Below are 24,881 nucleotides of genomic sequence, written 5' to 3' on the forward strand. Positions count from 1 at the left end.
TCCTGAACACCTTCTGTACGCCCCTTCTGTACGCCCCTTCTGTACGCCCCTCCTGAAGCCCTTCCACGACAACGAGGTCACCGTGATACCCACCCGCCGCACCCTGCTGGCCGCGCTCGCCGCCGTCGGCACCCTCGCCTCGCTGACCGCCTGCGGAGGCGGCTCCGACTCCTCCTCGAACTCCTCCTCCGGGGCACCGAAGGGGACGTACACCTTCTGGGACCCGTACCCGCAGTTCGACGCCTCCTCGCCCTGGGGCAAGCTCATCACCGCCTGCGGGACCAAGGCCGGAGTGAAGGTCAAGCGCACCGCGTACGACACCTCGGACCTGGGCAACAAGGCGCTGTTGGCCGCGCAGCAGGGCAACGCGCCCGACGTGATGCTCGTGGACAACCCGGTCGTCTCGACGATGGTGGAGGCGGGGATCCTCAACAAGACGAGCGACCTCGGCCTCGACACGAAGGCGATCCAGAAGAACATCATCGGTGCGGGCACCCTCGACGGCTCGGCGTACGGCGTCCCGATCGGCGCCAACACCCTCGCGCTCTACTACAACAAGAAGGTGCTGTCCGCGGCCGGTGTCGATCCGGCGTCGGTCAAGGACTGGGCCTCGCTGACGGCGGCCCTGAAGAAGGTCAAGGCGGCCGGGAAGAAGGGCATCACCTTCTCCGCCATCAACACGGAGGAGGGCAGCTTCCAGTTCCTGCCCTGGTTCTGGGGCGCGGGCGGTGACCTCACCAAGCTGAACTCGGCCGACGGCGAGGCCGCGCTGTCGCTGTGGAAGGGCTGGGTCGACGACGGGTACGCGCCCAAGGACGTCCTGCAGAACACGCAGACCACGAGCTGGCAGGAGTTCGCCACCGGGGACTACGCGTTCAGCGAGAACGGCACCTGGCAGCTCGGCAACGCGGAGAAGGCCGGCTTCGGCTACGGCGTCATCAACATCCCGGCGCGCAACGGCGGTTCGGCACCGGTGCCGACGGGCGGCGAGTTCGTGACCGTACCCGTGCAGAAGGACACCGCGCGCTACGACGTCACCAAGAAGATCGTCACCTGTCTGACGAGCTCGTCGAACCTGCTGCCCACCGACATGACGCTGACGTACGTGGCGCCCACGGCCGAGGTGCAGGCCCAGCAGGTGAAGCAGAACCCGAAGCTCAAGCCGTGGGTGGATGCCGTGGCCTCGGCGCGCGGTCGCACGAGCGGGGGCCTGGGGACGAAGTACCCGACCATCTCCCAGCCGATGTGGACGGCCGTCCAGGCGGCCCTGTCCGGGAGCAAGAGCCCGAAGGCCGCCCTGGACACGGCGCAGGCGAGCGCGCAGAAGAACTGAGGCCTACCACCATGACCATCGCCCGCGTCGACCGTCCGCGGCGGGCACCGGCGGTGGCGGAGGCGAAGGTGAGCGGATCCGGCCCTCTGGCGCTGCGGCGCAGACAGAGGCGCCGGAGCCGGCTGACCGCACTCGCCTTCGTCGCCCCGCTGATCGCCTACCTCGCCGCCTTCTACCTCTATCCCCTCTACCGCAACCTCGACCTGAGCCTGCGCGACTACACCGTCCGCTCCTTCGTGGCCGGGGACGCGCCCTTCACCGGCTGGGACAACTTCCAGAAGGTCCTCGACGACCCGACGTTCGGCCCGGCCCTGCGCCACACGATGGTCTTCACCTTCGTGTCCATCGCCTTCCAGTACGTCATCGGACTCGCCCTCGCCGTCTTCTTCAACCGCCGCTTCCGGCTCGCCCCCACGCTGCGCGCGCTGTTCCTGATCCCGTGGCTGCTGCCGCTGATCGTGTCGGCGTCGACGTGGTCGTGGATGTTCAACAGCGAGTCCGGAGTGGTGAACTACTTCCTGCACTTCTTCGGTGTCGACCCGGTCGGCTGGCTCACCTCGCCGGACTGGGCGCTGACCTCGGTGATCGTCGCCAACATCTGGATCGGCATCCCGTTCAACCTGGTCATCCTCTACAGCGGGCTGCAGAACATCCCGGCCGAGCTGTACGAGGCGGCGTCCCTGGACGGGGCGAGCCCCTGGCAGCAGTTCCGCCGGATCACCTTCCCGCTGCTGCGCCCGGTGTCGGCGATCACGCTGCTGCTCGGGCTCGTCTACACCCTCAAGGTGTTCGACCTGATCTGGATCATGACCAAGGGCGGGCCGGGGGACGCCTCGTCGACCCTGGCGACCTGGTCGTACCAGCTCGGGTTCGGCACGCTGCTGCCGAAGTTCGGCCCCGGTGCCGCGGTCGGCAACATCCTGATCCTCTTCGCCCTCGTCTTCGGCCTGCTGTACATCCGCGTCCAGAGGAGGCAGGAAGCGTGAAGTCCCGTAGGTCGTCGTCCCGTAGGTCGTCGTCCCGTACGTCGTCGTCCCGTACGTCGTCGTCCCGTACGTCGTCGTCCCGTACGTCGTCGTCCCGTACGTCGTCGTCCCGTACGTCGTCGTCCCGTGCGTCGTCGTCCCGTACGTGGTGGTCCCGTACGGCCTCCCGCCGTCACACGGTCATCGGCGTCGTCCTCACCGCGCTGATGCTGTTCCCGGTGTACTGGATGCTCAACGTGTCCCTCACCCCGCAGCAGGACATGCGCAAGAGCCCGCCCGACCTGCTGCCGCTGCATCCGACCTTCGAGGGCTACCGGGCGGTGCTGGACGACCAGTTGCCCTACCTCGGCACCAGCCTGCTCATCGGCCTGGGCACGGTCGCCCTCACCCTGGTCCTCGCCGCCCCGGCCGGCTACTCGCTGGCGAAACTGCGCCCGCGCGGCGGCGGCTCGCTCGGCCTGGTGCTGCTGATCGCGCAGATGATCCCCGGGATCGTCATGGCGATGGGCTTCTACGGCATCTTCCTGGACCTCGGCCTGCAGAACTCCTGGTGGGGCCTGATCATCGCGGACTCCACCATCGCGGTGCCCTTCGGCGTCATGATCTTCACGGCGTTCATGTCGGGGATCCCGGGCGAGCTGATCGCCGCCTCCCGCATCGACGGCGCGGGCACCTTCCGCACCTTCTGGTCGGTCGTGCTGCCGGTGAGCCGCAACGCGCTCGTCACCGTCTCGCTCTTCAGCTTCCTGTGGGCCTGGTCCGACTTCGTCTTCGCCAACACCCTCGACGGCGGCGGCGACCTCAGGCCGATCACCCTCGGCATCTACAAGTACATCGGCAACAACAACCAGGAGTGGAACGCGATCATGGCCACCGCCGTGGTCGCCTCCGTCCCCGCGGCGGTCCTGCTGGTCCTCGCCCAGCGTTACGTGGCCGCGGGTGTGACCGCGGGCGCGGTGAAGGACTGAGGCCGCCCGCAGGTTCGTAGCAAGCCACCCCCTCCTTTCCCCTCCCATCCCCTCCCCTCCCCTCCCCTTGAGGAGAACCCCTGTCATGAGCCGCACAAGACCCGTGACCACCGTGCTGGGCGTCTGCGCCCTGGCCGCCACCGCCGCCCTCGCCGCCGGAGCCCCGGCCGAGGCGGTGCCCACCTCCTCCACGACCCTGGTGGTGAACGCGGGCCAGGTCCTGCGCCCGGTCACCCATGTCGGCACCGGCAGCCTCTACGGCCTCGCGGACGACAGCACCCCGTCCGACACCCTGACGAACGCCCTCAAGCCGAACACGTTCGTGCAGATGGCCCCGGGCGGTTCCCAACTGCCCAACGGTGAGCCCAGGCCCGCCGGTGACGCCCTTGTGGTAGCGCCGAAGGCGGCCCGCGCGGGCGCCAAGGTGGTCGCACGGATGCCGGACTGGTACCCGGACTTCCCCTACAAGTGGGTCAGCATGAGCGACTGGCTGTCCGCCGTGGACAAGCAGATCGCAGCCGTGAAGGCCTCAAGCGTCACCAACATCTCGGCCTGGGCCATCTGGAACGAGCCCGACGGGAACTGGGACACCGCCAAGGCCGGTCCCTTCGACGCCGCCTGGAACACGACGTACAAGGAGATCCGCTCCAAGGACACCACCACCCCGATCCAGGGTCCGAGCTTCGCGACGTACACCCGTGCCAAGATGCAGACGTTCCTCCAGGACGCCATCGCCAACAACGCCGTCCCCGACGTCATCGCCTGGCACGAACTGCAGACCAGCTCGACCATCGCCGCGCACATAGCCGACTACCGCGCCCTGGAGTCGAGCCTCGGCCTGAGCCCCCGCCCGATCGACATCGAGGAGTACGGCACGCCCGCCGAGATGGGCAACTCCGGCGCCCTCATCAGTTACGCCGCCAAGTTCGAGCGCGGCGGCGTCCGCAACGCCGAGCTCGCCTTCTGGAACCACTACGGCACCCTCGGCGACACCCTGACCGACACCGGCGGCTCGCCCAACGGCTCGTACTGGACGTACAAGTGGTACGGCGACATGTCGGGCAGCATGCTCGTCACCACGCCTCCCGCCCAGACCGGCATCGACGGCATCGCCTCCCGCAACAGCGCGGGCAACCAGATCAGCGTCGTCGCCGGCGGCTGCACCGGCTCCTGCGCGGTGACCGTCAACGGCCTGAACTCCCTGTCGGCCTTCGGCTCCACGGTCCACGTCAAGCTGGAGTACTCGCCGAACACCGGCCGTACGACCGCCTCCCCCGGCCCGATCACCATCTCGGACGCCGACTACACCGTCTCGAACGGCTCCATCACGGTGCCCGTGACGATGAACGCCTCCGACGGCTACCACCTGGTGATCACCCCCAGCGGCACGTCCACCTCACTGGCGGGCCGCTACCAGGTCACCAACAAGAACAGCGGTCTGGCCCTGGACACCCTGAACGCGGGCACCGCCCAGGGCACCTCGGTCGTCCAGGCCACGTCCACCACGGGCACGGACCAGAACTGGACCCTGGTGGCAGCGGGCTCGGGACTGTACAAGATCGTCAACCAGAAGAGCGGACTGCTGCTGGGCATCAACCAGATGAGCACGGCCGACGGCGGCACCGCCCTGATCTGGGGTGACAACGGCACCGCCGACCACCTCTGGCAGGTGATCCCCGCCCGCGACGGCTACTACAAGATCGCCAACTACAACAGCGGCCGCCTGCTCGGCGTCGACCAGATGAGCACGTCCTCCGGCGCCCAGGTCCTGCAGTGGGCCGACAACGGCACGGCGGACCACCTCTGGAGGCTGACGGCTCGCTGACCCCGTAAAAGACACCTGTGCCCCTGGCCGATGTCGGCGGCCAGGGGCACAGGCACGTACGGATCCAGCTGTGGATGGATCCGTACGGCTGGACGCGTGTGACTAGATGAACGAGTTGATCTCGATCGTCTCGTCCCGGCCCGGGCCCACGCCGATCGCGGAGATCGGGGCGCCGGACATCTCCTCCAGCGCCTTCACGTAGTTCTGGGCGTTCTTCGGCAGGTCGGAGAAGGACTTGGCCTTCGTGATGTCCTCGTTCCAGCCCGGCAGGTACTCGTAGACCGGCTTCGCGTGGTGGAAGTCGGTCTGGGAGTACGGGAGTTCCTCGACGCGCTTGCCGTCGATCTCGTACGCCACGCAGACGGGGATCTCTTCCCAGCCGGTGAGGACGTCGAGCTTGGTGAGGAAGAAGTCGGTGAGGCCGTTGACGCGGGTGGCGTAGCGGGCGATGACGGCGTCGAACCAGCCGCAGCGGCGGTCGCGCCCCGTCGTCACACCGCGCTCGCCGCCGATGCGGCGCAGTTCCTCGCCGTTCTTGTCGAACAGCTCGGTCGGGAAGGGGCCCGAGCCGACGCGGGTCGTGTACGCCTTGAGGATGCCGATGACGCGGCTGATCTTGGTCGGGCCGACGCCGGCACCGGTGCAGGCGCCGCCCGCGGTCGGGTTCGACGACGTCACGAAGGGGTACGTGCCGTGGTCGATGTCCAGGAGCGTGCCCTGGCCGCCCTCGAAGAGCACGACCTTGTCGTTCTCGAGCGCCTGGTTCAGGACGAGGACCGTGTCGGCGACGTACGGCTCGATCTGCGCCGCGTAGCCCAGCAGCTCCTCGACGACCTGGCCGACGGCGATCGCACGGCGGTTGTAGAGCTTGGTGAGGACCTGGTTCTTGACGTCGAGGGCCGCCTCGACCTTCTGCGTCAGGATCGACTCGTCGTACAGGTCCTGGACGCGGATGCCCACTCGGTTGATCTTGTCGGCGTAGGTCGGGCCGATGCCGCGCCCGGTCGTACCGATCTTCCTCTTGCCGAGGAAGCGCTCCGTGACCTTGTCGACGGTGACGTTGTAGGGCGTGATGATGTGAGCGTTGCCGCTGATCATGAGCTTGGACGTGTCGACGCCACGCTCGTTCAGACCGCTCAGCTCGGAGAGCAGGACCGACGGGTCGACGACGACGCCGTTGCCGATGACCGGCGTACAGCCGGGCGACAGGATTCCGGAAGGGAGGAGGTGGAGCGCGTACTTCTGGTCACCGACCACCACCGTGTGGCCGGCGTTGTTGCCGCCCTGGTAGCGCACTACGTAGTCCACCGAGCCACCGAGCAGATCGGTGGCCTTTCCCTTGCCTTCGTCACCCCACTGAGCACCGAGCAGCACAAGTGCGGGCACGCGCGTACACCCCTTCCGGGCGGGGCATGTCCAAGGTCAGGGTGACGCGCGCGGATCCACGTGCGCTGCGTACACCGGCGACCTTCGTTGGCCGCAACCCGTCGGACCGGATGCCCCGGAATAGACGAAGCCCCTGGCGATATGGCGCAAGGGGCTCTTGCACAAAGATGCTACCCGAGGAAGCGAGGCAGGACCGAGGTGGCGACTTCCGACCAGCTCCTGGTGGTCATCGACCCCCTGGCCCGTCACACGGACAGTGAGTCGGTCCGGATCGCGAAAGACGTGCTCAGCGCGGGTGCGGCGAGTACGAAGGTCTGTCTCCCGGAGGATCCGGAGGAGTTCGCGCGGGCGCTTCGGCGGCGCGGATCGCGGCGGCCGGTGGTGGTCGGGGACGACCTCGCCCTGCTGCGGGCCGTGTCCTCGCTGCACCGGCAGCGGGAGCTGGCCGCGTGCGCGCTGTCGCTGGTGCCGGTGGGTGGCGCGGGGGTGCTGGCCCGTTCCCTGGGGGTGCCCACGAGCACGGTGGCCGCGGCCCGGGCCGCGCTGGACGGGGCCGAGCGGCGGCTCGACCTGCTGGTGGACGACAGCGACGGGGTGGTGCTGGGGGCGGTGGGCATACCGTCGGTGGCCTCGGAGCCTTCGAGCGAGTCCGCGGGGGTGGACGAGGAGGCTCCGGCCCCCCACTCGTGGCTGCGGACCTGCCAGTCCTTCGTACGGACGCTGGCGACGCGCCCTCCGCGGCTCGCGTCCGGCGCGGTGCCCGGGCCGTCCCGGCTGCGGGTGGAGGTCGACGGGGTGACGCTCGTCGACCTCGACCAGCCGGTGGAGGCGGTGTCCGTGGTGCCCGTCGGGGACAAGGGGGGCGCGGCGGTGGAGGTGCGGCCGTTGTCGGTGGGCGCCGCGGCCGTGCCGCTGCGGGCCGTGGGGCGGCGGGTGAGCGTGTCCGGGCCGTCGTTCCGCTACCACGCGGATTCGGTGGCGACCGGGCCGGTGCGGACGCGGACGTGGACGGTGTGGGAGGGGGCGTGGGGGCTTACGTTGCCGACGTCGGCGTGAGCTGTCAGGTCCTGTCCTGCTCCTCGGCTCGGTCTTCCGGGGCCTGGAAGCCCGTGGTGTCGAGGGTGCAGCCAAAGGGGTCCGGGATGTAGAGCTTCTGGCCGAAGGGCTTGGTGAACCGGGTTTCGTACCCGATCTCGGACGGGGACCCGAAGACAACGGCCCGGCCCTCCTGCATGTCGAGGACCAGGTAAAGGGGGACGCCTGCCTTTCCGTACGTCTCGGCCTTGTCACTGAGGTCCTCGTTCCTGGTGGAGATCGAGGTCAGTTCGGCCACAAAGGACAGACCCTCTCCGTCCAGGTGACTGCTGCCTGTCTCATACGTCCGCTCGTGCGCGGCGTGGATGTCCGGCCCGTACGCACGCTCCTCCCCCGGGAAGACGAACAGGTTGGGCGTCCGCTCGATGACATGGCCTTCAGGAAGGTGTGGCTCAAGTTGCTCGCACACCAGCTTCATGACGCGGGTGTAGTAGCCCTTCAACCACGGTGACACGACGATGCTCCCCCTGATGATCTCGGCCTTGTAGCCGTCGGGCACGGGCAGCTCGTCGAGGAGGTCGAGAAGCTCTTCGAAGCTGCCCTGGGGCTCGGTGCCGCTGATCACCGGTCGCTCTGCCATGAGTGTCCTGACGCGCCCTTCCCTTGATGCGGACCAGCCGCCACTCAAAGTAGCCGCGCGCGTTCGCCGACTCGGCCGGTCTCACGGGCCATCACTCGTTCGGGGTGTCCGACCCGGAGCCGGTCTCAGCCGTCGCCGAAGAGCTCCGCCCGGCGGACGCGCCAGCGCTCCATCAGCCCGGCGTACTCCGTCTCGACGAAGTGGAAGAAGGCGAGCGTCTCGGCGATGCGGCGGCCGGCCGGGGTGGTCGCGCCGAGGTTCTCGACGCCCTCGCGGAGGGCGTCCTCCCAGCGCTTGATGACGCCGTCACGACTGGCCAGCACCTCGTACCACTGGTTGCTGTGCACGCGGTACAGGTCGCGGCGCGAGCCGGGTTCACGCTCGCGCGAGACCATGTGCTGCTGGGAGAGGTAACGGACCGCGCCGGAGACGGCGGCCGGGCTGATCCTGAGCTGCTCACCGAGGTCGGCGGAGGACAGGCCCCCGGTGTCCGAGGCGAGCAGGGCGGCGAACACCCGGGCGGGCATCCTCGGCATCCCCGCCTCCACGAGCTGCGCGGCGAACCGCTCGACGAACCGGGAGACGGCTTCGGGGTCGCGCTCGGGCTGGGGGACACCGTCGGGACCGTGGCCAGGGGTGACGGCCGGCTTCGGGTCCGGACCGGGGCCCTCGTTCGCGTGCGGCGACGCGCCCGTGCGGGCCCTCGCGTCCTCGGACCGCCCCGTGCTCGCCCCGCTCACATCCACCGTCCCGTCCGTCATCGCCCGATCGTCTCCCCTGGCCTGTACGTCTGGCCTGTACGTCTGGCCTGCATGTCTGGCCTGCATGTCTGGCCTGTGCGTCACCGTCGAGTCTATCCGCCGTTTATACGTTTCCTTAACTTCACAAATTTGTGAAAGTACCGTACGTTCAGAACCATGACGAAGGCAATCACCGTCTCGGGACTGCACAAGTCCTTCGGGCGGACGCATGCGCTGGACGGCCTCGACCTGGACGTCGAGACCGGTGAGGTCCATGGGTTCCTCGGCCCGAACGGCGCCGGGAAGTCCACCACGATCCGCGTCCTGCTCGGCCTGCTGCGCGCCGACTCGGGCGCCGCGCAGGTGCTGGGCCGCGATCCCTGGGCCGACGCGGTGGACCTGCACCGCCGGGTCGCGTACGTCCCCGGGGACGTCACCCTGTGGCGCAACCTCTCCGGCGGCGAGGTCATCGACCTGTACGGGCGGCTGCGCGGAGGGCTCGACGCGGCGCGGCGTGCGAAGCTGATCGAGCGGTTCGAGCTGGACCCCACGAAGAAGGGGCGCACGTACTCGAAGGGCAACCGCCAGAAGGTCGCCCTCGTCGCCGCCTTCGCCTCGGACGTCGACCTGCTCATCCTGGACGAGCCGACGTCCGGCCTGGACCCGCTGATGGAGGAGGTCTTCCAGGCCTGCGTCGAGGAGGAGCGCGACCGGGGCCGCACCGTCCTGCTCTCGTCCCACATCCTCAGCGAGGTCGAGGAGCTGTGCGACCGGGTCAGCATCATCCGCAAGGGCCGCACGGTCGAGAGCGGTTCGCTGGCCGACCTGCGCCATCTGACCCGGACCAGCGTCACGGCCGAACTCGCGGGCCCGCCCAACGGGTTGTCGCACCTGCCCGGCGTCCACGACCTCGACGTACAGGGCCGGCGCGTGCGCCTGCAGGTCGACACGGACAAGCTGGACGCCGTGCTGCGCTCGTTCACCGAGTCCGGCGTACGGTCCCTGACCTCGACCCCGCCGACGCTGGAGGAGCTGTTCCTGCGGCACTACCAGGAAGAGACGCCCGCCTCCGAGGGCCCCGCGAACTCCGCAGGGGCGGTGGCCCGATGACCGCCGCGACGGCCTCCCCGTCCGCGTACACGCCCCGGTCCGGGGGTTCGCGCCAACTCGCCGGCACGGGAACCCTGCTGCGGTTCGCACTGCGCCGCGACCGCGTGATGATCCCGGTGTGGATCGCGGTGAACACCCTGATGGTGCTGTCCATGCCCAACACCCTCAAGGGCCTGTACGCCACCGCCGCCGAACGCGCCGACCTGATCCGGCAGATGGAGACCAACGCCTCGCTGCGCGCGCTGATCGGGCCGGTGTTCGACGACTCCCTCGGTGCCCTCACCGCCTGGCGCGTCGGTGTCTACGCCGGTGCGCTCGCGGCCGTCATGAGCCTGCTCGTCGTCGTCCGGCACACCCGGGACGAGGAGGAGAGCGGCCGCCAGGAGATGGTCTCGTCCGGGGCGGTGGGACGTCGGGCCCCGCTGACGGCGGCGCTGCTGGCCGCGGCCGTCGCGAACGGCGTCCTCGCCCTGCTGATCACCGGTGGCCTCGCCGGCCAGGGCGGGGCGGGTGCCCTCGCCGTCGGCCTCGGCATCGCGGGCGTCGGCATGGTCTTCGCCACGATGGCGGCGATCGTCGCCCAGCTGACGGAGAGCGCGCGACTGGCCCGCGGGCTGACGGCGGCCGTACTGGGCGCGGCGTTCGTGCTGCGGGCGGCCGGCGACTCGGCGACGGACGACGGCTCCTCCGTCCTCACCTGGCTGTCCCCGCTCGGCTGGCTGGAGAACCTCCGCGCCTTCGCCGGTGAACGCTGGTGGGTGCTGCTGCTGTTCGCCGCGGCGATCCTTCTCCAGGGCGTGGTGGCGTACGAACTGGCCGGGCGCCGCGACGTGGGCATGAGCTTCCTGCCGACACGGCCGGGCCCGGCCAACGGCCGCCTGAGGACGGCGGGCGCCCTGGCCTGGCGGCTGCAACGCGGCAGTGTGCTCGGCTGGAGCATCGGCTTCTTCGCCGTGGGCGTCGTCTACGGCGGGCTGACCGACGGCGTGGCCGACCTGGTCGGCGACAACGACAACGCCCGCGAGATCTTCCAGCGGATGGGCGGCCAGTCCGGGCTGACGAACGCGTTCCTGGCCGCGATGATCGGCATGCTGGGGCTGATCGCCGCGCTGTACGTCGTCGCCTCCGTGCTGCGCCTGAGCGGCGAGGAGACGTCGGGGCGCGCGGAACCGGTCCTGGCGAACGCGGTGGGCCGGCTGCGCTGGGCCGCGGGCCATCTGGTGATCGCCTTCGGTGGAGCCGCGCTGATCATGCTGCTGGCCGGGCTGGGTTTCGCGGTCGGCTACGGCAAGGAACTCGGGCCGATCCTGGGAGCCTGTCTGGTGCAGCTGCCCGCGGTGTGGGTCGTCGGCGGACTGGCGGTACTGCTCCACGGGCTGGTGCCGCGGGCGATCGTGGCCGCGTGGGCGGTGGCCGGTGCGGTGCTGCTGATCGGCTGGATCGGGCCCGCGCTGGATGTCCCGCAGGCCGTGATGGACCTCTCCCCCTTCGGCCACCTGCCGAAGCTGCCGGGCGGGGAGATGGCGTGGGGACCGGTACTGATCCTTACGGGCATCGCTGTCGCACTGGTGGCGGGAGGTCTGGGGGCCCTGAGGCGCCGGGACCTGGTGACGTGAGCCGGGGCCGGGGGGCGCCCCGCGCGGGGCGCACCCGAAGGGGCGCGGGGCTGTGTCCATGTGCGGCTCCGCCGCGATGGGGTCCCCCCGCTCGAGCGAAGCCGAGAGTGGGGGAGCGACCAGCCACGGACCACCCGCACGCTCACCCCCCCCCCAGCACACCACGGCGTCCCTCCTGCAACCCGGCGGCAGCCGCCCGCGTCCATGAGGAACATGGAACGACGCGACCTGGTGACATGCGGGGGCTGTGTGACGTCGGCGGCGGGAGCGACGACGGCCGTGCTGCTCTGGGGTGCCACGTCCCGCACCCGGCTCCATCTTGGCCAGGGCTTCGAGGACGAGGGCATGGACCTCACCGTCCTGTTCACCGAACTGCCCCTCGTGGCCGCGGGCGGCGCACTGCTCCCCGCACTGGTGTACGCGCTGGCCGCCCGCCTCCTGACCAGGCGCTGACCCGCGAAGGGCACCCCGGGTCAGAGCACGACGGGCAGCCCCTCCAGCCCCCGGATCACGAAGTTCGGCTTGCGCTTCGGCTCCTCCGCGAGGCGGAGCGTCGGGGCGCGGTCGAGCAACGCCGCCATGGACGCCCCCAGTTCGATACGGGCCAGGGGCGCGCCGATGCAGTAGTGGATGCCCGCGCTGAAGGAGATGTGCGGGTTGTCCTCGCGAGACAGATCCAGCCTGCCGGGGTCGGCGAAGACGGCCGGGTCGTGGTTGGCGGAGCCGAACAGCATGGCGATCTCCGCGCCGCGCGGGACGGTCGTTCCGTCGATCTCGATCTCGTCCAGCACCCACCGCTCGAAGAGCTGGAGCGGTGTGTCGTACCGCATCAGCTCCTCCACCGCCGTGGGCACGAGCGAACGGTCCGCGCGCAGGGCGGCCAGCTGCTCCGGGTGGCGGAACAGCGCCGACCAGCCGTTCACCGTCGCGTTGACCGTCGCCTCGTGCCCCGCGTTCAGCAGCAGCACACAGGTGGAGATCATCTCCTGCTCGGTCAGCCGGTCACCCTCGTCGTACGCCGCGATCAGCCCGGAGATCAGGTCCTCCCCCGGCTCCTCGCGCCGCGCCGCGATCAGCTCCCTCAGGTACTCCGAGAACTCGACCGATGCCCGCACCGCCTTGCGCGCCGTCTCCTGCGACGGGTTCAGCTCGTACATCCCGCAGATGTCCGCCGACCAGGGCCGCAACTGCGCCCGGTCCGACTCCGGAATGCCCAGCATCTCGGCGATCACGGCGACCGGGAGCGGCTCGGCCACATCCGTCAGCAGGTCCCCGCCACCGGCCGCGACCAGCCCGTCCACGAGCTCCCCGGCCAGCCGCCGCACATACGGCTTGAGCTGTTCGACCGTCCTCGGCGTGAACGCCTTCGACACCAGCCGCCTGATCCGCGTGTGGTCCGGCGGCTCCAGGTCGAGCATCCCGTGGTCGTTCAGCGTGTGGAACGGCTCGTGCTCCGCCGGTGGCGCCGTCCGCCCGAAGTCCTCGTGCGTGAACCGGTGCTGGTAGGTCCGCCCCAGCCGCCGGTCGCGCAGCAACGCCGAGACGTCCGCGTGGTGCGGCACCAGCCACTGGTCGGTGGGCTCGAAGTAGTGCACCCGGCCCAGCGCCCGCAGCTCGGCGTACGCGGGATACGGGTCGTCGACGAACCCGGGGTCCCACGGGTCGAACGCGAGAACGGAGTCGGAACCGGCTGTCATACAGGGACGCTAACCTGCCGCGCCCTCGCCTGACCAGGGGTGTCCTGGTCGACGGCGCCCGGTCATACCGGGCCGAGGGGCCGGTGCGGTCCGTCCGGCAGCTCCACCTTGATGGTGTCCCCGGGGCACACCACACCACCCGCCCGGACGACGCTCATGATTCCGGCCCTGCGGACGAGGTTCCCCTCCTCGTCTCGCCCGACGACCTGCTTCAGCAGTCCGTCCTGGAAGCCGTCTATCTGCAGGCACGGGTTGCGCAGTCCGGTGACCTCCACGACCGCCTCGTCCCCGATGCGCAGCAACGCCCCCACGGGCAGGCCGAGCAGGTCCATGCCGCCGGTGGTGATGTTCTCCCCGAGGTCGCCCGGCCGCACGGGGAATCCCGCCGCACCGACCTCGGCGAAGAGCTCCTCGTGGATGAGGTGGACCTGGCGCAGGTTCGGCTGGGAGGGATCCCTTGCGACCCGCGAACGGTGCTTCACCGTCACCCCGGCGTGCACATCCCCCTCCACACCGAGCCCCGCGAGCAGCCGGATGCTCGCCCGGGTGGGCTTCGTGAACGAGTACTCGCCGTTGCTGCTGACCGCCGTGACCGTACCGCTGCTCATCCAACAACCCCCGTTGCCGCTTGGCATGTCCCGCCCACGACCCTACTGCTGCCGCTGTCGGGTCAGCCCGGCGTCACCAGCCTCGCCTCGTACGCGAACACCGCCGCCTGTGTGCGGTCCCTGAGGCCCAGCTTCACCAGGATGCGGCTGACGTGTGTCTTGATGGTGGACTCGGCGACGACCAGGCGTTCGGCGATCTCGGCGTTGGACAGGCCCTGGGCTATGAGGACCAGGACCTCCGTCTCGCGCTCCGTCAGGTCGCCGTAGGCCGCCTGCGCGGAGGACACCAGGCGGGGTGTCTCGGAGAGCCGGGAGAACTCCGTGATCAGCCGCTTCGTCACCGACGGTGCCAGCAGGGCCTCGCCGGACGCCACCACCCGTACACCCTCGGCGAGTTGGCGCGCGGAGGCGTCCTTGAGGAGGAAGCCGGAGGCTCCCGCCCGCAACGCCTGGTACACGTACTCGTCGAGATCGAACGTCGTCAGCACCAGCACCTTCGCCGGACTGTTCGCCGCCACGATCTCCCTGGTCGCCTCGATGCCGTTCAGCTCGGGCATGCGGATGTCCATCAGGACGACGTCCGGGGCGAGCTCACGGACCCGGTCGACCGCGTCCCGGCCGTTGACCGCCTCGCCGACCACCTCCATGTCGGGCATCGCGCCCAGCAGCACCGAGAAGCCCTCGCGGACCATCATCTGGTCGTCGGCGATGAGGACACGGATGGACCCCCCACCGGCACCGGCCGTCGTCATGCGGGGTCCTCCGTCAGGGGCACCGGCAGGAACACCGTCACCTCGTAGCCCCCGTCGTCCGGCTCGGCCGTCGTCATCTCGCCGTTCAGCATCGTGACACGCTCCCGCATGCCCGTGAGGCCGTGTCCCGCGCCGGGCGACGGCTTGACCAGACCGGTCGCCGGGCCGTTGACGACGCGCAGCCCGAGGCCGCCCAGGACGTAGGAGATCTCGACGCGGGCCGCGGCGCCCGGCGCGTGCCGCAGGCTGTTGCTGAGCGCCTCCTGGACTATTCGGTACGCGGACAGCTCGATGCCCTGCGGGAGTTCACGGACGGCTCCGGTGACCACCTTCTCGACGGTCAGGCCGGCGTCCCGCACGTTGGCGAGCAGGCCGTCGATGTCGGCGAGCGTCGGCTGGGGGGCGTCCGGCGCCTCGTAGTCCTCGGCGCGGACGACGCCGAGGACTCGGCGGAGCTCGGTGAGCGCCGCGACCGCGTTCTCCCTGATCGTGGCGAAGGCCTGCTCCAGCTCCGGCGGCGGGTTCTCCACGCGGTACGGCGCCGCCTCCGCCTGGATCGCGACCACCGACATGTGGTGGGCCACCACGTCGTGCAGCTCGCGGGCGATCGTCGTGCGTTCCTCGAGCAGGGTGCGCTTGGAGCGCTCGTGCGCGGTCACCGTCTGCTGGGCGGTCACCTCCTGCTGGGCCGCACGGCGGGTGTGGAAGACGGTGACGCCGAGCAGGAGGAACGCCGCGACGGTCATCATCGGTCCCGTGTTCGACGAGTAGCGGCCCGCGCCGAAGAGCGCCTCGGCCGCGATGCCGTACACCCCGGTCAGCGCCCACATCCACATGATCGTGCGAGGTCGCGTGCGCAGGGCCACGACCGTCAGCACCACCAGGTGGCAGACGACGCTGCCCGGCTGCCAGGGCCAGTCGGTCCAACTGTCACCGAACGCGGCGGCGACCGGAGTCGCCGCCATGGAGAACCAGAAGGCGCCCACGGGCCGGATCAGCGCCAGCAGGATCGGGCACACGGCGAGCAGGACACCCAGCAGCGAGCTGAGATCGCCGCTGTTGTTGTTGGCGGTGGCGGAGATGAGCGCCGTCAGGGCGCCCACGATCACCACGGCGTGCGGGGTCCAGACCGCGTACTCCCGCAGGCGGGGGCTCAGGCGCCGGGTGAGGCGGCCGTCCACGCTCATGCGCGGCAGCGGGCGGTAGGCGAACGCGTCGTGGAACAGGTCCTGCCGCAGCCCGTGCAGGGCGTCCGCCGCCAGTCGGAACTCCGGGCTGCTCGACAGGGTTCTGCCCTCCGGGGGCATCGGCTGCGTTTGAGTCGTCTCGGTCACGTTCCCAAAAGTAGGCGGCGGGCCGGGTCGCGGTCGTCACCAGTGAGAGGGGTCCTTCGGGGTCCGTCTCAGGTACTACGGGTACTCCCAGGTCCACCCGGGTGCCCCCGGATCCCGGCGCCTCGCTTCAGTACCCCGACGGCCGCACCAGACCCGACTCGTACGCGAACACCGCCGCCTGGGTGCGGTCGCGCAGGCCGAGCTTCACCAGGATGCGGCCCACGTGGGTCTTCACGGTCTGTTCGGCGACGACCAGCCGCTCGGCGATCTCGGCGTTGGACAGGCCCTGGGCGATGAGCGCGAGGACCTCCGTCTCCCGCTCGGTGAGGTCGGCCACGCGTTCCTTCAGCGGGGCACGGGGCGCCGATCCGCGCAGCCGGGAGAACTCGGTGATGAGGCGGCGCATCACCCCCGGCGCGAGCAGCGCGTCGCCCGCCGCCACCACCCGTACCGCTTCGGCGAGTTGGTCCGCGGAGGCGTCCTTCAGCAGGAAGCCGGACGCGCCGGCGTGCAGGGCGTCGTACACGTACTCGTCGAGATCGAAGGTGGTGAGCACCAGGACCTTGATGTGCGGGTGCTCGGCGATGATGCGGCGGGTGGCCTCGATGCCGCCGAGTTCGGGCATGCGGATGTCCATCAGGACGATGTCCGGGTGGAGTTCGGCGACCTGGGCCACCGCGTCCAGGCCGTGCACCGCCTGGCCCACCACCTCGATGTCGGGCTGGGTGTTGAGCAGCACCGAGAAGCCCTGCCGGACCATCTGCTGGTCGTCGGCGATCAGTACGCGGATGGTGCTGCTCGTCATGGGGCCTGTTCTCCTGTCGTGCCTGTGGAGTTGTGAGGGAGGGCGGGGGCCTCGGAGCGGGGCAGGAAAGCGACCACCACGAAGCCGCCGTGCGACGTCTCGGTCGCCATCAGGGTGCCACCGAGCATCGCGGCGCGCTCCCGCATGCCGAGCAGACCGTGTCCCGCGCCGGGCGACGGCGGGGCGGGGCGCGCCGGGCGGGAGTTGATGACCCGTACCTGCAGGCCGCGCGGGTAGTGGTCCAGCTCCACCCGGACGGTCGAACCGGAGGCGTGCCGCAGGGCGTTGCTGAGCGCCTCCTGGATGATCCGGTACGCCGACAGCTCCACTCCGGGCGGGAACGGGCGTACCTCGCCGCTGATCTCCACGGCCACCTCCAGGCCCGCGGCCCGGGTGTTCTCCACGAGCGCGTCGAGGCGGGCGAGGGTGGGCTGCGGGGCGTGCGGGGCCGTGCCGTCGTCGGGGCCCGCTATGCCGTGCGGGTCCTCGGGGTGCTCGGAACGCAGGACGCCGAGGACGCGGCGCAGCTCGGTCAGGGCCTCCAGGGCGTTCTGCCGGATGCCCTGGAGGTTCTCCTTCAGCTCCTCGGACGGGTTCTCGGTGAGGTGCGGGGCGACCTGTGCCTGGATGGAGATCACCGACATGTGGTGGGCGACCACGTCGTGCAGCTCGCGCGCGATACGGCTGCGCTCCTCCAGCAGGGTGCGCCGGGCGCGCTCCTCGGCGGTGATGCCGGCCTGCTCGACGAGCTGGGTGCGGGCCTCGCGGCGACCGCGCATCGTGCTGCCGAGGAGGACGACACCGGCGAACACGGCCACGGCCAGCATGCCCGTCGACGAATAGTTCGCGGCGCCGATGAGACCCTGCATCACCCACGTGACCAGCGCGGTCAGGAACAGGACCTCGATGGCCACGCGGGTGCGCAGCCGCAGCGCGAGCAGGAACAACACCACGGCGTGCGCGACCAGACCGGGTGGGCCCCAGGGCCAGGGGCTGTTGATCTCGGCGTGACCGGTCACCAGTGCCGTTGGGGCCGCCGTGGCGAGGAGTTGCGTCCGGGCACCCATGGCCGCCACGACCGTAACCACAGTCGACAGCTGCCACGCCGGAACCGGCCATCGCAACGCCACGCCCACCGCCGCGCCCTGGGCCAGCGCGCACACCAGGGCGTACTCCGTACCGAGGTGGTAGCCGTCGCCGAACTGGTCCACGTTGGCGACCGTCGTGCCGAACGCGACCAGGAGCACCACACCGTGCGGCAGCCAGCGCAGCCACACCGAGGGCGGCAGCGGGTTCGCGTCGGCGGTCCACAGGTCATCGCGCAGCGCCCACAGCCACCGGTTCAGCCGCTTCTCCAACCTGTTCCCCCCACCCGCGCCACCCTAGGCATGGCGTGCCGCCCCGTCCCGCGCCGTCTTCGGCCGCCGCTGGACCCGCACCACCCGCGAGCCCCGGGCGGGGCGCGGGCGCCCGCCCTTCTCGTACCCGCCCCTCTCGTAGCCGTGGAACGCCGCCCAGCAAACCATGAGCGCGAGGGCGAACACCGGCAGCCAGGCCACGCGAACCGCCACCCATGCCAGGCCGTCCGGAGCCGTGTGCAGGCCCGGGAGGCGGCCCGCGGTCAGGCCCACGGCGGTGGTCGCCATGAGGGCCGTCTGGTGCCACAGGAAGACGGTCATCGCGGACAGGTTGACGAGGGCCACCGCCGCCCAGGCCGTGGGGCGCCGCATCACCCGGCGCAGGGGAGCGCGCAGCAGCAGCGCCAGACCGCACTGGGCCAGGCCGAACGTGACGGCGGCCAGGGTGGGCGGGTTGAGGTTGGACACCGCCGGGCCGGGGACGCCCACCATCGACGCCGGGTAACCGGCCCAGACGACCAGGACCGCCGTCACCACGGCGCCGCCCGTGAGCAGGATCCAGCCCGCGCGGCGGCGGTCCAGCTCGCCTCGCGTCCAGGCCGCACCCAGCGTGTACGGCACCAGCCAGCCCGCCGCCAGGTTCACCCAGCCGAGCCACGACGGGCCGCCGAGTCCGAAGCGTATGAGGTCCACGTGGAGGACGACGGTCAGCGGCCAGAGCGGGTTGAGCCGGGTCAGCAGCGGGGTCGCCGCCGTCAGTGCGGCGAAGACCAGCAGGAACCACAGCGGGGACAGCGCCAGCTTCAGCAGGGTGTGCACCGTGTCCAGTCCCGTGCCCGTCGCGAGCAGGCCCGCCGCCACCACCGTCCACAGGACGAGGACTGCCGCGACCGGCTTGAACAGGCGGCTCAGCCGGGTGAGCAGCCACTGGCCGTAGGTCGTCCCGCGCGCCTGTGCCGACGCATAGCTCTTCGTCGCCACATGGCCGCCCACGAGGAAGAACACGGCGAGCGTCTGGAAGGCCCAGGAGATCGGTGCCAGCCAGGGCATGTCCCGCAGCGGGCTCGCGGTGCGCAGTGCGCCGCCGTCCGCGACCAGCGCGGTCACCAGCCAGTGCCCCAGGACGACGCCGAGGATCGCGAAGGCCCGCAGGGCGTCGACCGCCCGGTCCCTCTGTGAGGGGGTGGCCGCGTCGAGACGGCCGGCGGTGGTGCGGACGCGGTGGATCACGGACCGAAGTGGTGTGGCCGACTCACGCACGGGTCACCTCCGAGGTGTCGCCGAGAACGATCCGGGCGAGGTTGTCCAAGGAGACGGAGCCCGGGAGGAAGTAGTCGCTGTGGCCGCCGTCGCCCGCCGCGAAGACGCGGGCGCCGAAGGCCGGGGAGACGGGGTCGGTACCGAAGCCGACGGTGGTGCCGAAGAGGTCGGCGCTCGCGTGCGGTACGTCCGCGATCCAGTCGTCGGAGCCCCTCGCCGCCCACACGCGCGCGGTGGTGTGCAGGTCGGCGGCGCTGTCCGCGCCGGTGCCCGGGCTGCCGACGAGGACGAGGTCGTCCACGCGGGCCTCGCCCTGCAGTCCGGCGCCCCGGTGGTCCGAGCGCTCCGCCGCGCGGGCGCACACGACCGAGCCGTACGAGTGGCAGAGCAGGGAGATGCGGACGTCCCGGCCGGCCAGTCCGCGCAGCTCCCGCACGAACGCCGCCAGACGGGGGGCGGCGGACCCGGCCCGGCCGGTGGTGAGCACGGTGGTGCTGATGGTGCGCGGGGTCTCGTAGCCGAGCCAGGCGACGACGGCGGTACGTGGGGTGGTGCGTTCGGCGGTGCGTGGGGCGGTGCGTTCGGCGGTACGCGGAGCGGTATGTGCGGCGGTATGTGGGGCGGTATGTGGGGCGGTATGTGGGGCGGTATGTACGGCGGGGGTTCGGGTCGCGATCTCGTGCATCAGGGCCGTCGCGCCCGCGCGGAAGCGGTCGTAGGTGTCCAGGGTCGTGTCGGAGCCCGGGACGAGGACGGCCACCCGGTCGGCATGGGCCAGGTCACCGAAGACCTCGACGGCCTGTCCGGTGCCGCGGCCGTCGAAGGAGAGGAACTGCCGGGAAGGGGCGGCCATGGACCGGTCCGACGCGGCCCGCTTCCGGTCGCCGTGGGCCGCGGCCATACGTGCCGCCTCCGCGGCGTTGGCACGGTTCGCCGCGTACGCCTCGTCCAGCGTCGCCGCCGTCACCGGTGCCAGGGACGCGGGTGCCGGGGCGGGGATCCGGGGGCGCGCGAAGGCGGACACGGGCACGACGACCGCGACGGCGACGAACAGGGCGAGCAGAACGCGCCGGACCCGTCCGGCCCGCGAAGTCCTGGCCCCCTCCCCTCCGGCACCACCGGTCGCGCCCGCCCCGCCGTCCTCGACCCCCATGACGTCTTCCCTCCCCATCGGCCCGCTCATCGGGCCTGCATGGAAAGGAAGTTACGAACGCGGACTCGTCGTCCGCGTCACGCCAGGGAGCTCTTCTGGTACGTAGCTCTCAGGTATTACGGGTATCACCGGGGAGAGCCATACGGGTAGCCATACGGGTCGAGTCGGTCGATCACACGACGCCCGACCTGCCTCTCACCACGCCAGCTGCGCGATCTCCTCCGCCACCACCGCACACGCGTCCGCCGCCGGGTCGATCAGGGGGAAGTGGCCGACGCCCTCCAGCAGCGTGAGGCCGATCATCTCGCCCGCCTTGGCCGCCGCGTCGGCGTACGACTCGGCGACCGCCTCGGGGACGACGACGTCGGTACGGCCCTGCACCACCGTGGTGGCGATGCCCGTGGGCAGCAGGAGGGCGGGGTCGGCGTACGGGCGGCGCTCGGCGAACGCGTCCTTTCCGCCCAGGAGTTCCGTGGCCGCTCCCCCGCAGACCTCCAGCTTCTCGGCGACCTCGAAGTCGGCGATGGGGGCGAGGGCGACGACACCGCGCAACGGCGCCGGACGGTCCGTACGCCACGGCGCGCCGGCCGGCAGAACGTGGCGGGCGGCGGCCCACAGCGCGAGGTGGCCACCCGCCGAGTGGCCGGTGATCACCATGCGGCGCGGATCCGCCTGCGGCAGCGTGTTCCTTACGAGACCGGGCAGCGCGTCGAACGCCGCAGCCACGTCGTCGAACGTCTCCGGCCAGCGGCCCGCCACCGGCCTGCCCTTCGCGCCACCCTCGGTGCCGCCCTCGGTGCCGCCCTCCGCGCCACCCTCTGTGCCACGCCGGTACTCCACGTTCGCCACGGCGAAACCTCGCTGGGCCAGGAAGTCGGCGAACGGGGTGATGTGGCGCCGGTCGTAGGGGGCTCGCCAGGCGCCACCGTGCAGGACGACCACGAGCGGTACGAGGTCCTGTTCGGCACCGGGCCCCCGCGGGGCGTAGAAGTCGATCACCTGGTCGGGATGCTCACCGTACGCGGCGACGGCGTCGGGGTCGACCGGAGGGTGCGAGAAGGCGGACGCCTCCTCGGCGGCGTCCCGGGCCACGGCGTCATCCGGTGCTGCGGCGTCGTCCGGCATGCTCCAACCTCTCAGCGGCGAAACAGAATTGACTACTCGGGGTACGGACGGACCGGATGGGAAACCGCCGTTGGCGGGGACGGTACCAGGCTCATGACAAGGGCGGACACACGGATGTCACGCTCGGTGAGGGTCAAACGGCTCGGTCACCGACTCCGACTCCGATCCCAGCCGGAATCGGAGTCGGAGAGGGGGTCACAGTCGGGGCGTACGGCGAAGGCCCCGGCTTCAGGAGCCTCAGGAGACTCAAGAGCCTCAGGACAGCACGTCCCCCAGCACACGGGCGGCCCGCTCCACGTCCGCGAACCCCACGTACAGGGGCGTGAAACCGAAGCGCAGGACGTCGGGGCGGCGGAAGTCGCCGACCACGCCGTTCTCGATCAGGCGCTTCATCACGTCCCCGGCGTCCTCGCAGCGCAGCGCGATCTGGCTGCCCCGTTCCGCGTGGGTGGCCGGAGTCAGTGACTCCACGCGCCCCTCGGGGACGTACGCCGCGACGCACTCCAGGAAGAAGTCCGTCAGGGCGAGGGACTTGGCGCGGACGGTCTCGATCGAGACGCCGCCCCAGACCTCGAGAGCCGCCTCGAGCGCCAGCATGGACAGGATGTCAGGAGTGCCGACCCGGCCGCGCGGCGCACCCGAGGCCGGCTCGTAGTCGACGCGCATCCCGAACGGCTCGGCGTGCGAGTTCCAGCCGGGGAGCGGGGAGTCGAAACGGTCCTGGAGGTCACGGCGCACGTAGAGGTACGCGGGCGAACCGGGGCCTCCGTTGAGGTACTTGTACGTGCAGCCGACCGCCAGGTCGACCCCGTGCTCGTCCAGCCCGACCGGCAGGGCGCCGGCGCTGTGGCACAGGTCCCAGACGGCGTACGCGCCCGCCTCGTGCACCGCGGCGGTCAGCCCCGGCAGGTCGTGCAGGCGGCCGGTGCGGTAGTCGACGTGGTTGAGGAGGACCGCGGCGGTGCGCTCGCTCAGCGCGTCCCGGACCTCCTCGGGCGTCACGGGACGCAGCGAGCATCCCGTCATCCGCGCCGCCGACCCGGCGATGTACCCGTCGGTGGGAAACGTCGTCGCGTCGACCAGGATCTCGTCCCGGTTCTCCCCCTGGCCCCCGCCCCCGCTCTCTCCGCCGCTCTCGTCCCGGCTCGCGTCCCGGCCGTCACCGGCCATGCGTACGGCGGCCACGAGCGCCTTGAAGACGTTCACGCTCGTGGAGTCGCCGACCACGATCTGCCCGGCCGCCGCGCCCACGAGTGGGGCGATCAGGTCGCCGATACGCTCCGGCGCCGTCCACCAGCCGCTCTCGTCCCAGGAGCGGATGCGCAGCGAACCCCACTGGCGCCGTACGACGTCGTCGACGCGGCCGGGCACGGCGGACGGGAGCGCGCCGAGGGAGTTGCCGTCGAGGTACACGACCTCGTCGAGCACGAACTTCCCGCGCAGCGCCGCCAGCTCGTCGGCGGCGTCCAACTCACTTGCCTTGAAGGCGAGTTCGGATATCCCGGCGGGCTCGGACGCGCCCTCGGCCACACCCTCCGACATGCCCTGCGACATGCCCTCCGACATGACCTCAGACATGAGACCTCGCCGTCCACAGCTCCGGGAAGACGTTCTTCTGGGCCCGCTTCTCCAGCCAGGCCACCCCGGCGGAGCCGCCCGTGCCGGCCTTGGCGCCCATCGCCCTGCGGGTGGCGACGAGGTGGTCGTTGCGCCAGCGCCACACCAGTTCGGCGACGTCGGTCAACGCCTCGCCGAGCCGGGCGAGTTCGTCGCTCTCGTCGCCCGCGTACAGGGCGGTCCACACCGCCTCGACCTCGGGCGAGGGCTCGTAGCGCCGGGACACGTCACGGTGGGCGACCGCGTCCGGCACGGCGTGGCCGCGCCGCGCCAGCAGCCGCAGCACCTCGTCGTAGAGGCTCGGTTCGTGCAGGGCCTTCTCCAGCTCGGCGTGCACACGCGGCGCCCCGCGGTGCGGTACGAGCATGGAGGCGGACTTCTCGCCGAGCAGGAACTCCATCCGGCGGTACATCGCCGACTGGAAGCCGGAGCCCTCCCCGAGGGCGGCGCGGTAGGAGTTGAACTGGGCGGGTGTGAGCTGCGAGAGGGGCCGCCAGGACGCGTTGAGCGCCTCCAGCTCCCGTACGGACCGCTTGAGCGCGGCCACGGCCGTCGGGACGTCGTCCTCACGGAGCGCCTTCGCGGCCGTCTCCCACTCGTGGACGATGACGGTGAACCACAGCTCCATGACCTGGGTCGTCACCAGGAAGACCATCTCTCCGGGGTCGTCGGAGAGGGTGTGCTGGAGGTGGGTGAGGACGTCGGCCCTGACGTAGTCCTCGTAGGGGGTCGTGCCCTGGAAGTCGAGATGCGGGGTCTCGGGCTCGTTCGCCTCGTTCGGAGAGGGAGGGATCTGCTGAGCCTGCTGGGACATCGCGGTCTCCTGCGAATGATCCGGGTAGCGGTCCGCCCCTGCCGTTACCGACACGGGGGCCCCGGTCCCCAAGGTGCATCCTGCGCAATCGTCCCCCAAGAGCGCAAGGCCCGCCTGGTCACACCAGGCGGGCCCGCGGGCACACTCAGCCGGCGTCTCAGCCCAGGGTCTGTGCCGCGGTCGGGGAGGAGTCCTTCAGGAACTGCGAGCAGCGCTCGTACTCTTCCTGCTCGCCGATCGACCCGGCGGCGCGGGCGAGGGCATGCAGGGCACGCAGGAAGCCGCGGTTCGGCTCGTGCTCCCAGGGGACCGGGCCGTGGCCCTTCCAGCCGCTGCGGCGCAGGGCGTCCAGGCCGCGGTGGTAGCCCGTGCGGGCGTAGGCGTACGACTCGACGACCGAGCCGCGCTCGAACGCTTCGTCCGCGAGCTGGGCCCAGGCGAGGGAGGAGGTGGGGTGCTTCGCGGCGACGTCCGCGGGGGCCGTGCCGTTCGCGAGCAGTTCGCGGGGCTCCGGGTCGTCGGGGAGGTGCGTCGGGGGCGGGCCCCCGAGGAGGTTCTCGTGAATGGTCATGGGTTCCAGTCTGGCCCATGCGGGGGGATGGGTTGGTTCGTGGAGTGTGCGTGCGGCGTGGGGGCGGCGGGGGCGGCGGGGGTGTTTTCTCGGCGGACGTTCTCCGGGGACAGCCGCTCGCCGGTCTCCGGGTGCACGGTCTCCAGCA

The 24,881-nt window shown here is 71.0% G+C and carries 23 protein-coding genes; 8 read left to right on the top strand and 15 right to left on the bottom strand.

All coding sequences use genetic code 11. The features are described 5' to 3' along the window. The first annotated feature begins 82 nt into the window (after positions 1-82). The 4 genes from AB0959_RS10575 (at position 83) to AB0959_RS10590 (ending at position 5,112) form a co-directional block, all read left to right on the top strand. A complete protein-coding gene (locus AB0959_RS10575; protein WP_366825946.1) occupies positions 83-1,333 on the top strand; it encodes an extracellular solute-binding protein in 1,251 nt (416 codons plus the stop codon). Between the two features lie 11 nt (positions 1,334-1,344). Beyond that, positions 1,345-2,319, top strand: coding sequence for a sugar ABC transporter permease (locus AB0959_RS10580; protein WP_366825947.1), 975 nt, complete (start codon positions 1,345-1,347; stop codon positions 2,317-2,319). Between the two features lie 206 nt (positions 2,320-2,525). Next, complete coding sequence (locus tag AB0959_RS10585; protein WP_366825984.1) at positions 2,526-3,287, top strand: carbohydrate ABC transporter permease; 762 nt, start codon at positions 2,526-2,528, stop codon at positions 3,285-3,287. Positions 3,288-3,372: 85 nt separating this feature from the next. Beyond that, complete coding sequence (locus tag AB0959_RS10590) at positions 3,373-5,112, top strand: RICIN domain-containing protein (protein WP_366825948.1); 1,740 nt, start codon at positions 3,373-3,375, stop codon at positions 5,110-5,112. Positions 5,113-5,214: 102 nt separating this feature from the next. Here the strand turns inward: AB0959_RS10590 and AB0959_RS10595 are convergent, their stop codons facing one another. Beyond that, entirely contained in the window at positions 5,215-6,498 is a 1,284-nt protein-coding gene (locus AB0959_RS10595; RefSeq protein WP_366825949.1) for an adenylosuccinate synthase, read from the bottom strand. Positions 6,499-6,639: 141 nt separating this feature from the next. On the opposite strand from AB0959_RS10595, the gene AB0959_RS10600 reads away from it, so the two are divergent. Continuing rightward, on the top strand, positions 6,640-7,554 hold the full coding sequence (locus AB0959_RS10600) for a diacylglycerol kinase family protein (RefSeq protein WP_366825950.1): 915 nt from the start codon (positions 6,640-6,642) through the stop codon (positions 7,552-7,554). Positions 7,555-7,558: 4 nt separating this feature from the next. On the opposite strand, the gene AB0959_RS10605 is transcribed toward AB0959_RS10600, so the two are convergent. Then, positions 7,559-8,173, bottom strand: a complete 615-nt coding sequence (locus AB0959_RS10605) for a Uma2 family endonuclease (protein ID WP_366825951.1) — start codon at positions 8,171-8,173, stop codon at positions 7,559-7,561. A 125-nt stretch (positions 8,174-8,298) separates the two neighbouring features. Beyond that, complete coding sequence (locus AB0959_RS10610) at positions 8,299-8,934, bottom strand: MarR family transcriptional regulator (protein ID WP_366825952.1); 636 nt, start codon at positions 8,932-8,934, stop codon at positions 8,299-8,301. Between the two features lie 156 nt (positions 8,935-9,090). On the opposite strand from AB0959_RS10610, the gene AB0959_RS10615 reads away from it, so the two are divergent. The 3 genes from AB0959_RS10615 (at position 9,091) to AB0959_RS10625 (ending at position 12,092) form a co-directional block, all read left to right on the top strand. Continuing rightward, positions 9,091-10,023 carry an ABC transporter ATP-binding protein gene (locus tag AB0959_RS10615; RefSeq protein ID WP_366825953.1) on the top strand — a complete coding sequence of 311 codons (933 nt, stop codon included), beginning with the start codon at positions 9,091-9,093 and terminating at the stop codon, positions 10,021-10,023. Beyond that, complete coding sequence (locus AB0959_RS10620) at positions 10,020-11,639, top strand: ABC transporter permease (RefSeq protein ID WP_366825954.1); 1,620 nt, start codon at positions 10,020-10,022, stop codon at positions 11,637-11,639. Before AB0959_RS10615 ends, AB0959_RS10620 begins: the two co-directional genes overlap by 4 nt. Before the next feature lie 213 nt (positions 11,640-11,852). After that, positions 11,853-12,092, top strand: coding sequence for a hypothetical protein (locus AB0959_RS10625; protein ID WP_366825955.1), 240 nt, complete (start codon positions 11,853-11,855; stop codon positions 12,090-12,092). A 20-nt stretch (positions 12,093-12,112) separates the two neighbouring features. Here AB0959_RS10625 and AB0959_RS10630 read toward each other — a convergent pair whose 3' ends face one another. The 12 genes from AB0959_RS10630 to AB0959_RS10685 all read right to left on the bottom strand — a co-directional run bounded on the left by AB0959_RS10630 (position 12,113) and on the right by AB0959_RS10685 (position 24,733). Next, positions 12,113-13,336 (bottom strand): cytochrome P450, encoded by a 1,224-nt coding sequence (locus tag AB0959_RS10630; protein WP_366825956.1) that lies wholly within the window; start codon positions 13,334-13,336, stop codon positions 12,113-12,115. A 62-nt stretch (positions 13,337-13,398) separates the two neighbouring features. After that, on the bottom strand, positions 13,399-13,944 hold the full coding sequence (locus AB0959_RS10635; protein ID WP_366825957.1) for an MOSC domain-containing protein: 546 nt from the start codon (positions 13,942-13,944) through the stop codon (positions 13,399-13,401). Between the two features lie 62 nt (positions 13,945-14,006). Further along, positions 14,007-14,696, bottom strand: a complete 690-nt coding sequence (locus tag AB0959_RS10640) for a response regulator transcription factor (protein ID WP_366825958.1) — start codon at positions 14,694-14,696, stop codon at positions 14,007-14,009. Further along, on the bottom strand, positions 14,693-16,030 hold the full coding sequence (locus AB0959_RS10645; protein WP_366825959.1) for a histidine kinase: 1,338 nt from the start codon (positions 16,028-16,030) through the stop codon (positions 14,693-14,695). Before AB0959_RS10645 ends, AB0959_RS10640 begins: the two co-directional genes overlap by 4 nt. Positions 16,031-16,157: 127 nt before the next feature. After that, entirely contained in the window at positions 16,158-16,835 is a 678-nt protein-coding gene (locus AB0959_RS10650) for a response regulator transcription factor (RefSeq protein WP_366825960.1), read from the bottom strand. After that, positions 16,832-18,193 (bottom strand): sensor histidine kinase, encoded by a 1,362-nt coding sequence (locus AB0959_RS10655; RefSeq protein ID WP_366825962.1) that lies wholly within the window; start codon positions 18,191-18,193, stop codon positions 16,832-16,834. The genes AB0959_RS10650 and AB0959_RS10655 overlap by 4 nt, the downstream gene beginning before the upstream one ends. Before the next feature lie 24 nt (positions 18,194-18,217). Then, positions 18,218-19,423 (bottom strand): acyltransferase, encoded by a 1,206-nt coding sequence (locus AB0959_RS10660; protein ID WP_366825963.1) that lies wholly within the window; start codon positions 19,421-19,423, stop codon positions 18,218-18,220. 22 nt (positions 19,424-19,445) lie between these two features. Next, complete coding sequence (locus AB0959_RS10665; protein ID WP_366825964.1) at positions 19,446-20,606, bottom strand: alpha/beta hydrolase; 1,161 nt, start codon at positions 20,604-20,606, stop codon at positions 19,446-19,448. Between the two features lie 195 nt (positions 20,607-20,801). Further along, the gene (locus AB0959_RS10670; RefSeq protein WP_366825965.1) at positions 20,802-21,731 is read right to left on the bottom strand and encodes an alpha/beta hydrolase; all 930 of its coding nucleotides are present in this window, start codon (positions 21,729-21,731) and stop codon (positions 20,802-20,804) included. Positions 21,732-21,986: 255 nt separating this feature from the next. Next, the gene (gene kynU, locus AB0959_RS10675; RefSeq protein WP_366825985.1) at positions 21,987-23,231 is read right to left on the bottom strand and encodes a kynureninase; all 1,245 of its coding nucleotides are present in this window, start codon (positions 23,229-23,231) and stop codon (positions 21,987-21,989) included. 70 nt (positions 23,232-23,301) lie between these two features. Continuing rightward, a complete protein-coding gene (locus tag AB0959_RS10680) occupies positions 23,302-24,162 on the bottom strand; it encodes a tryptophan 2,3-dioxygenase family protein (protein WP_366825966.1) in 861 nt (286 codons plus the stop codon). Positions 24,163-24,319: 157 nt separating this feature from the next. Beyond that, on the bottom strand, positions 24,320-24,733 hold the full coding sequence (locus tag AB0959_RS10685; protein WP_366825967.1) for a DUF3151 domain-containing protein: 414 nt from the start codon (positions 24,731-24,733) through the stop codon (positions 24,320-24,322). Between the last annotated feature and the right edge of the window lie 148 nt (positions 24,734-24,881).

The sequence above is a fragment of the Streptomyces sp. NPDC046862 genome, from assembly GCF_040704615.1.
Classification (GTDB): domain Bacteria; phylum Actinomycetota; class Actinomycetes; order Streptomycetales; family Streptomycetaceae; genus Streptomyces.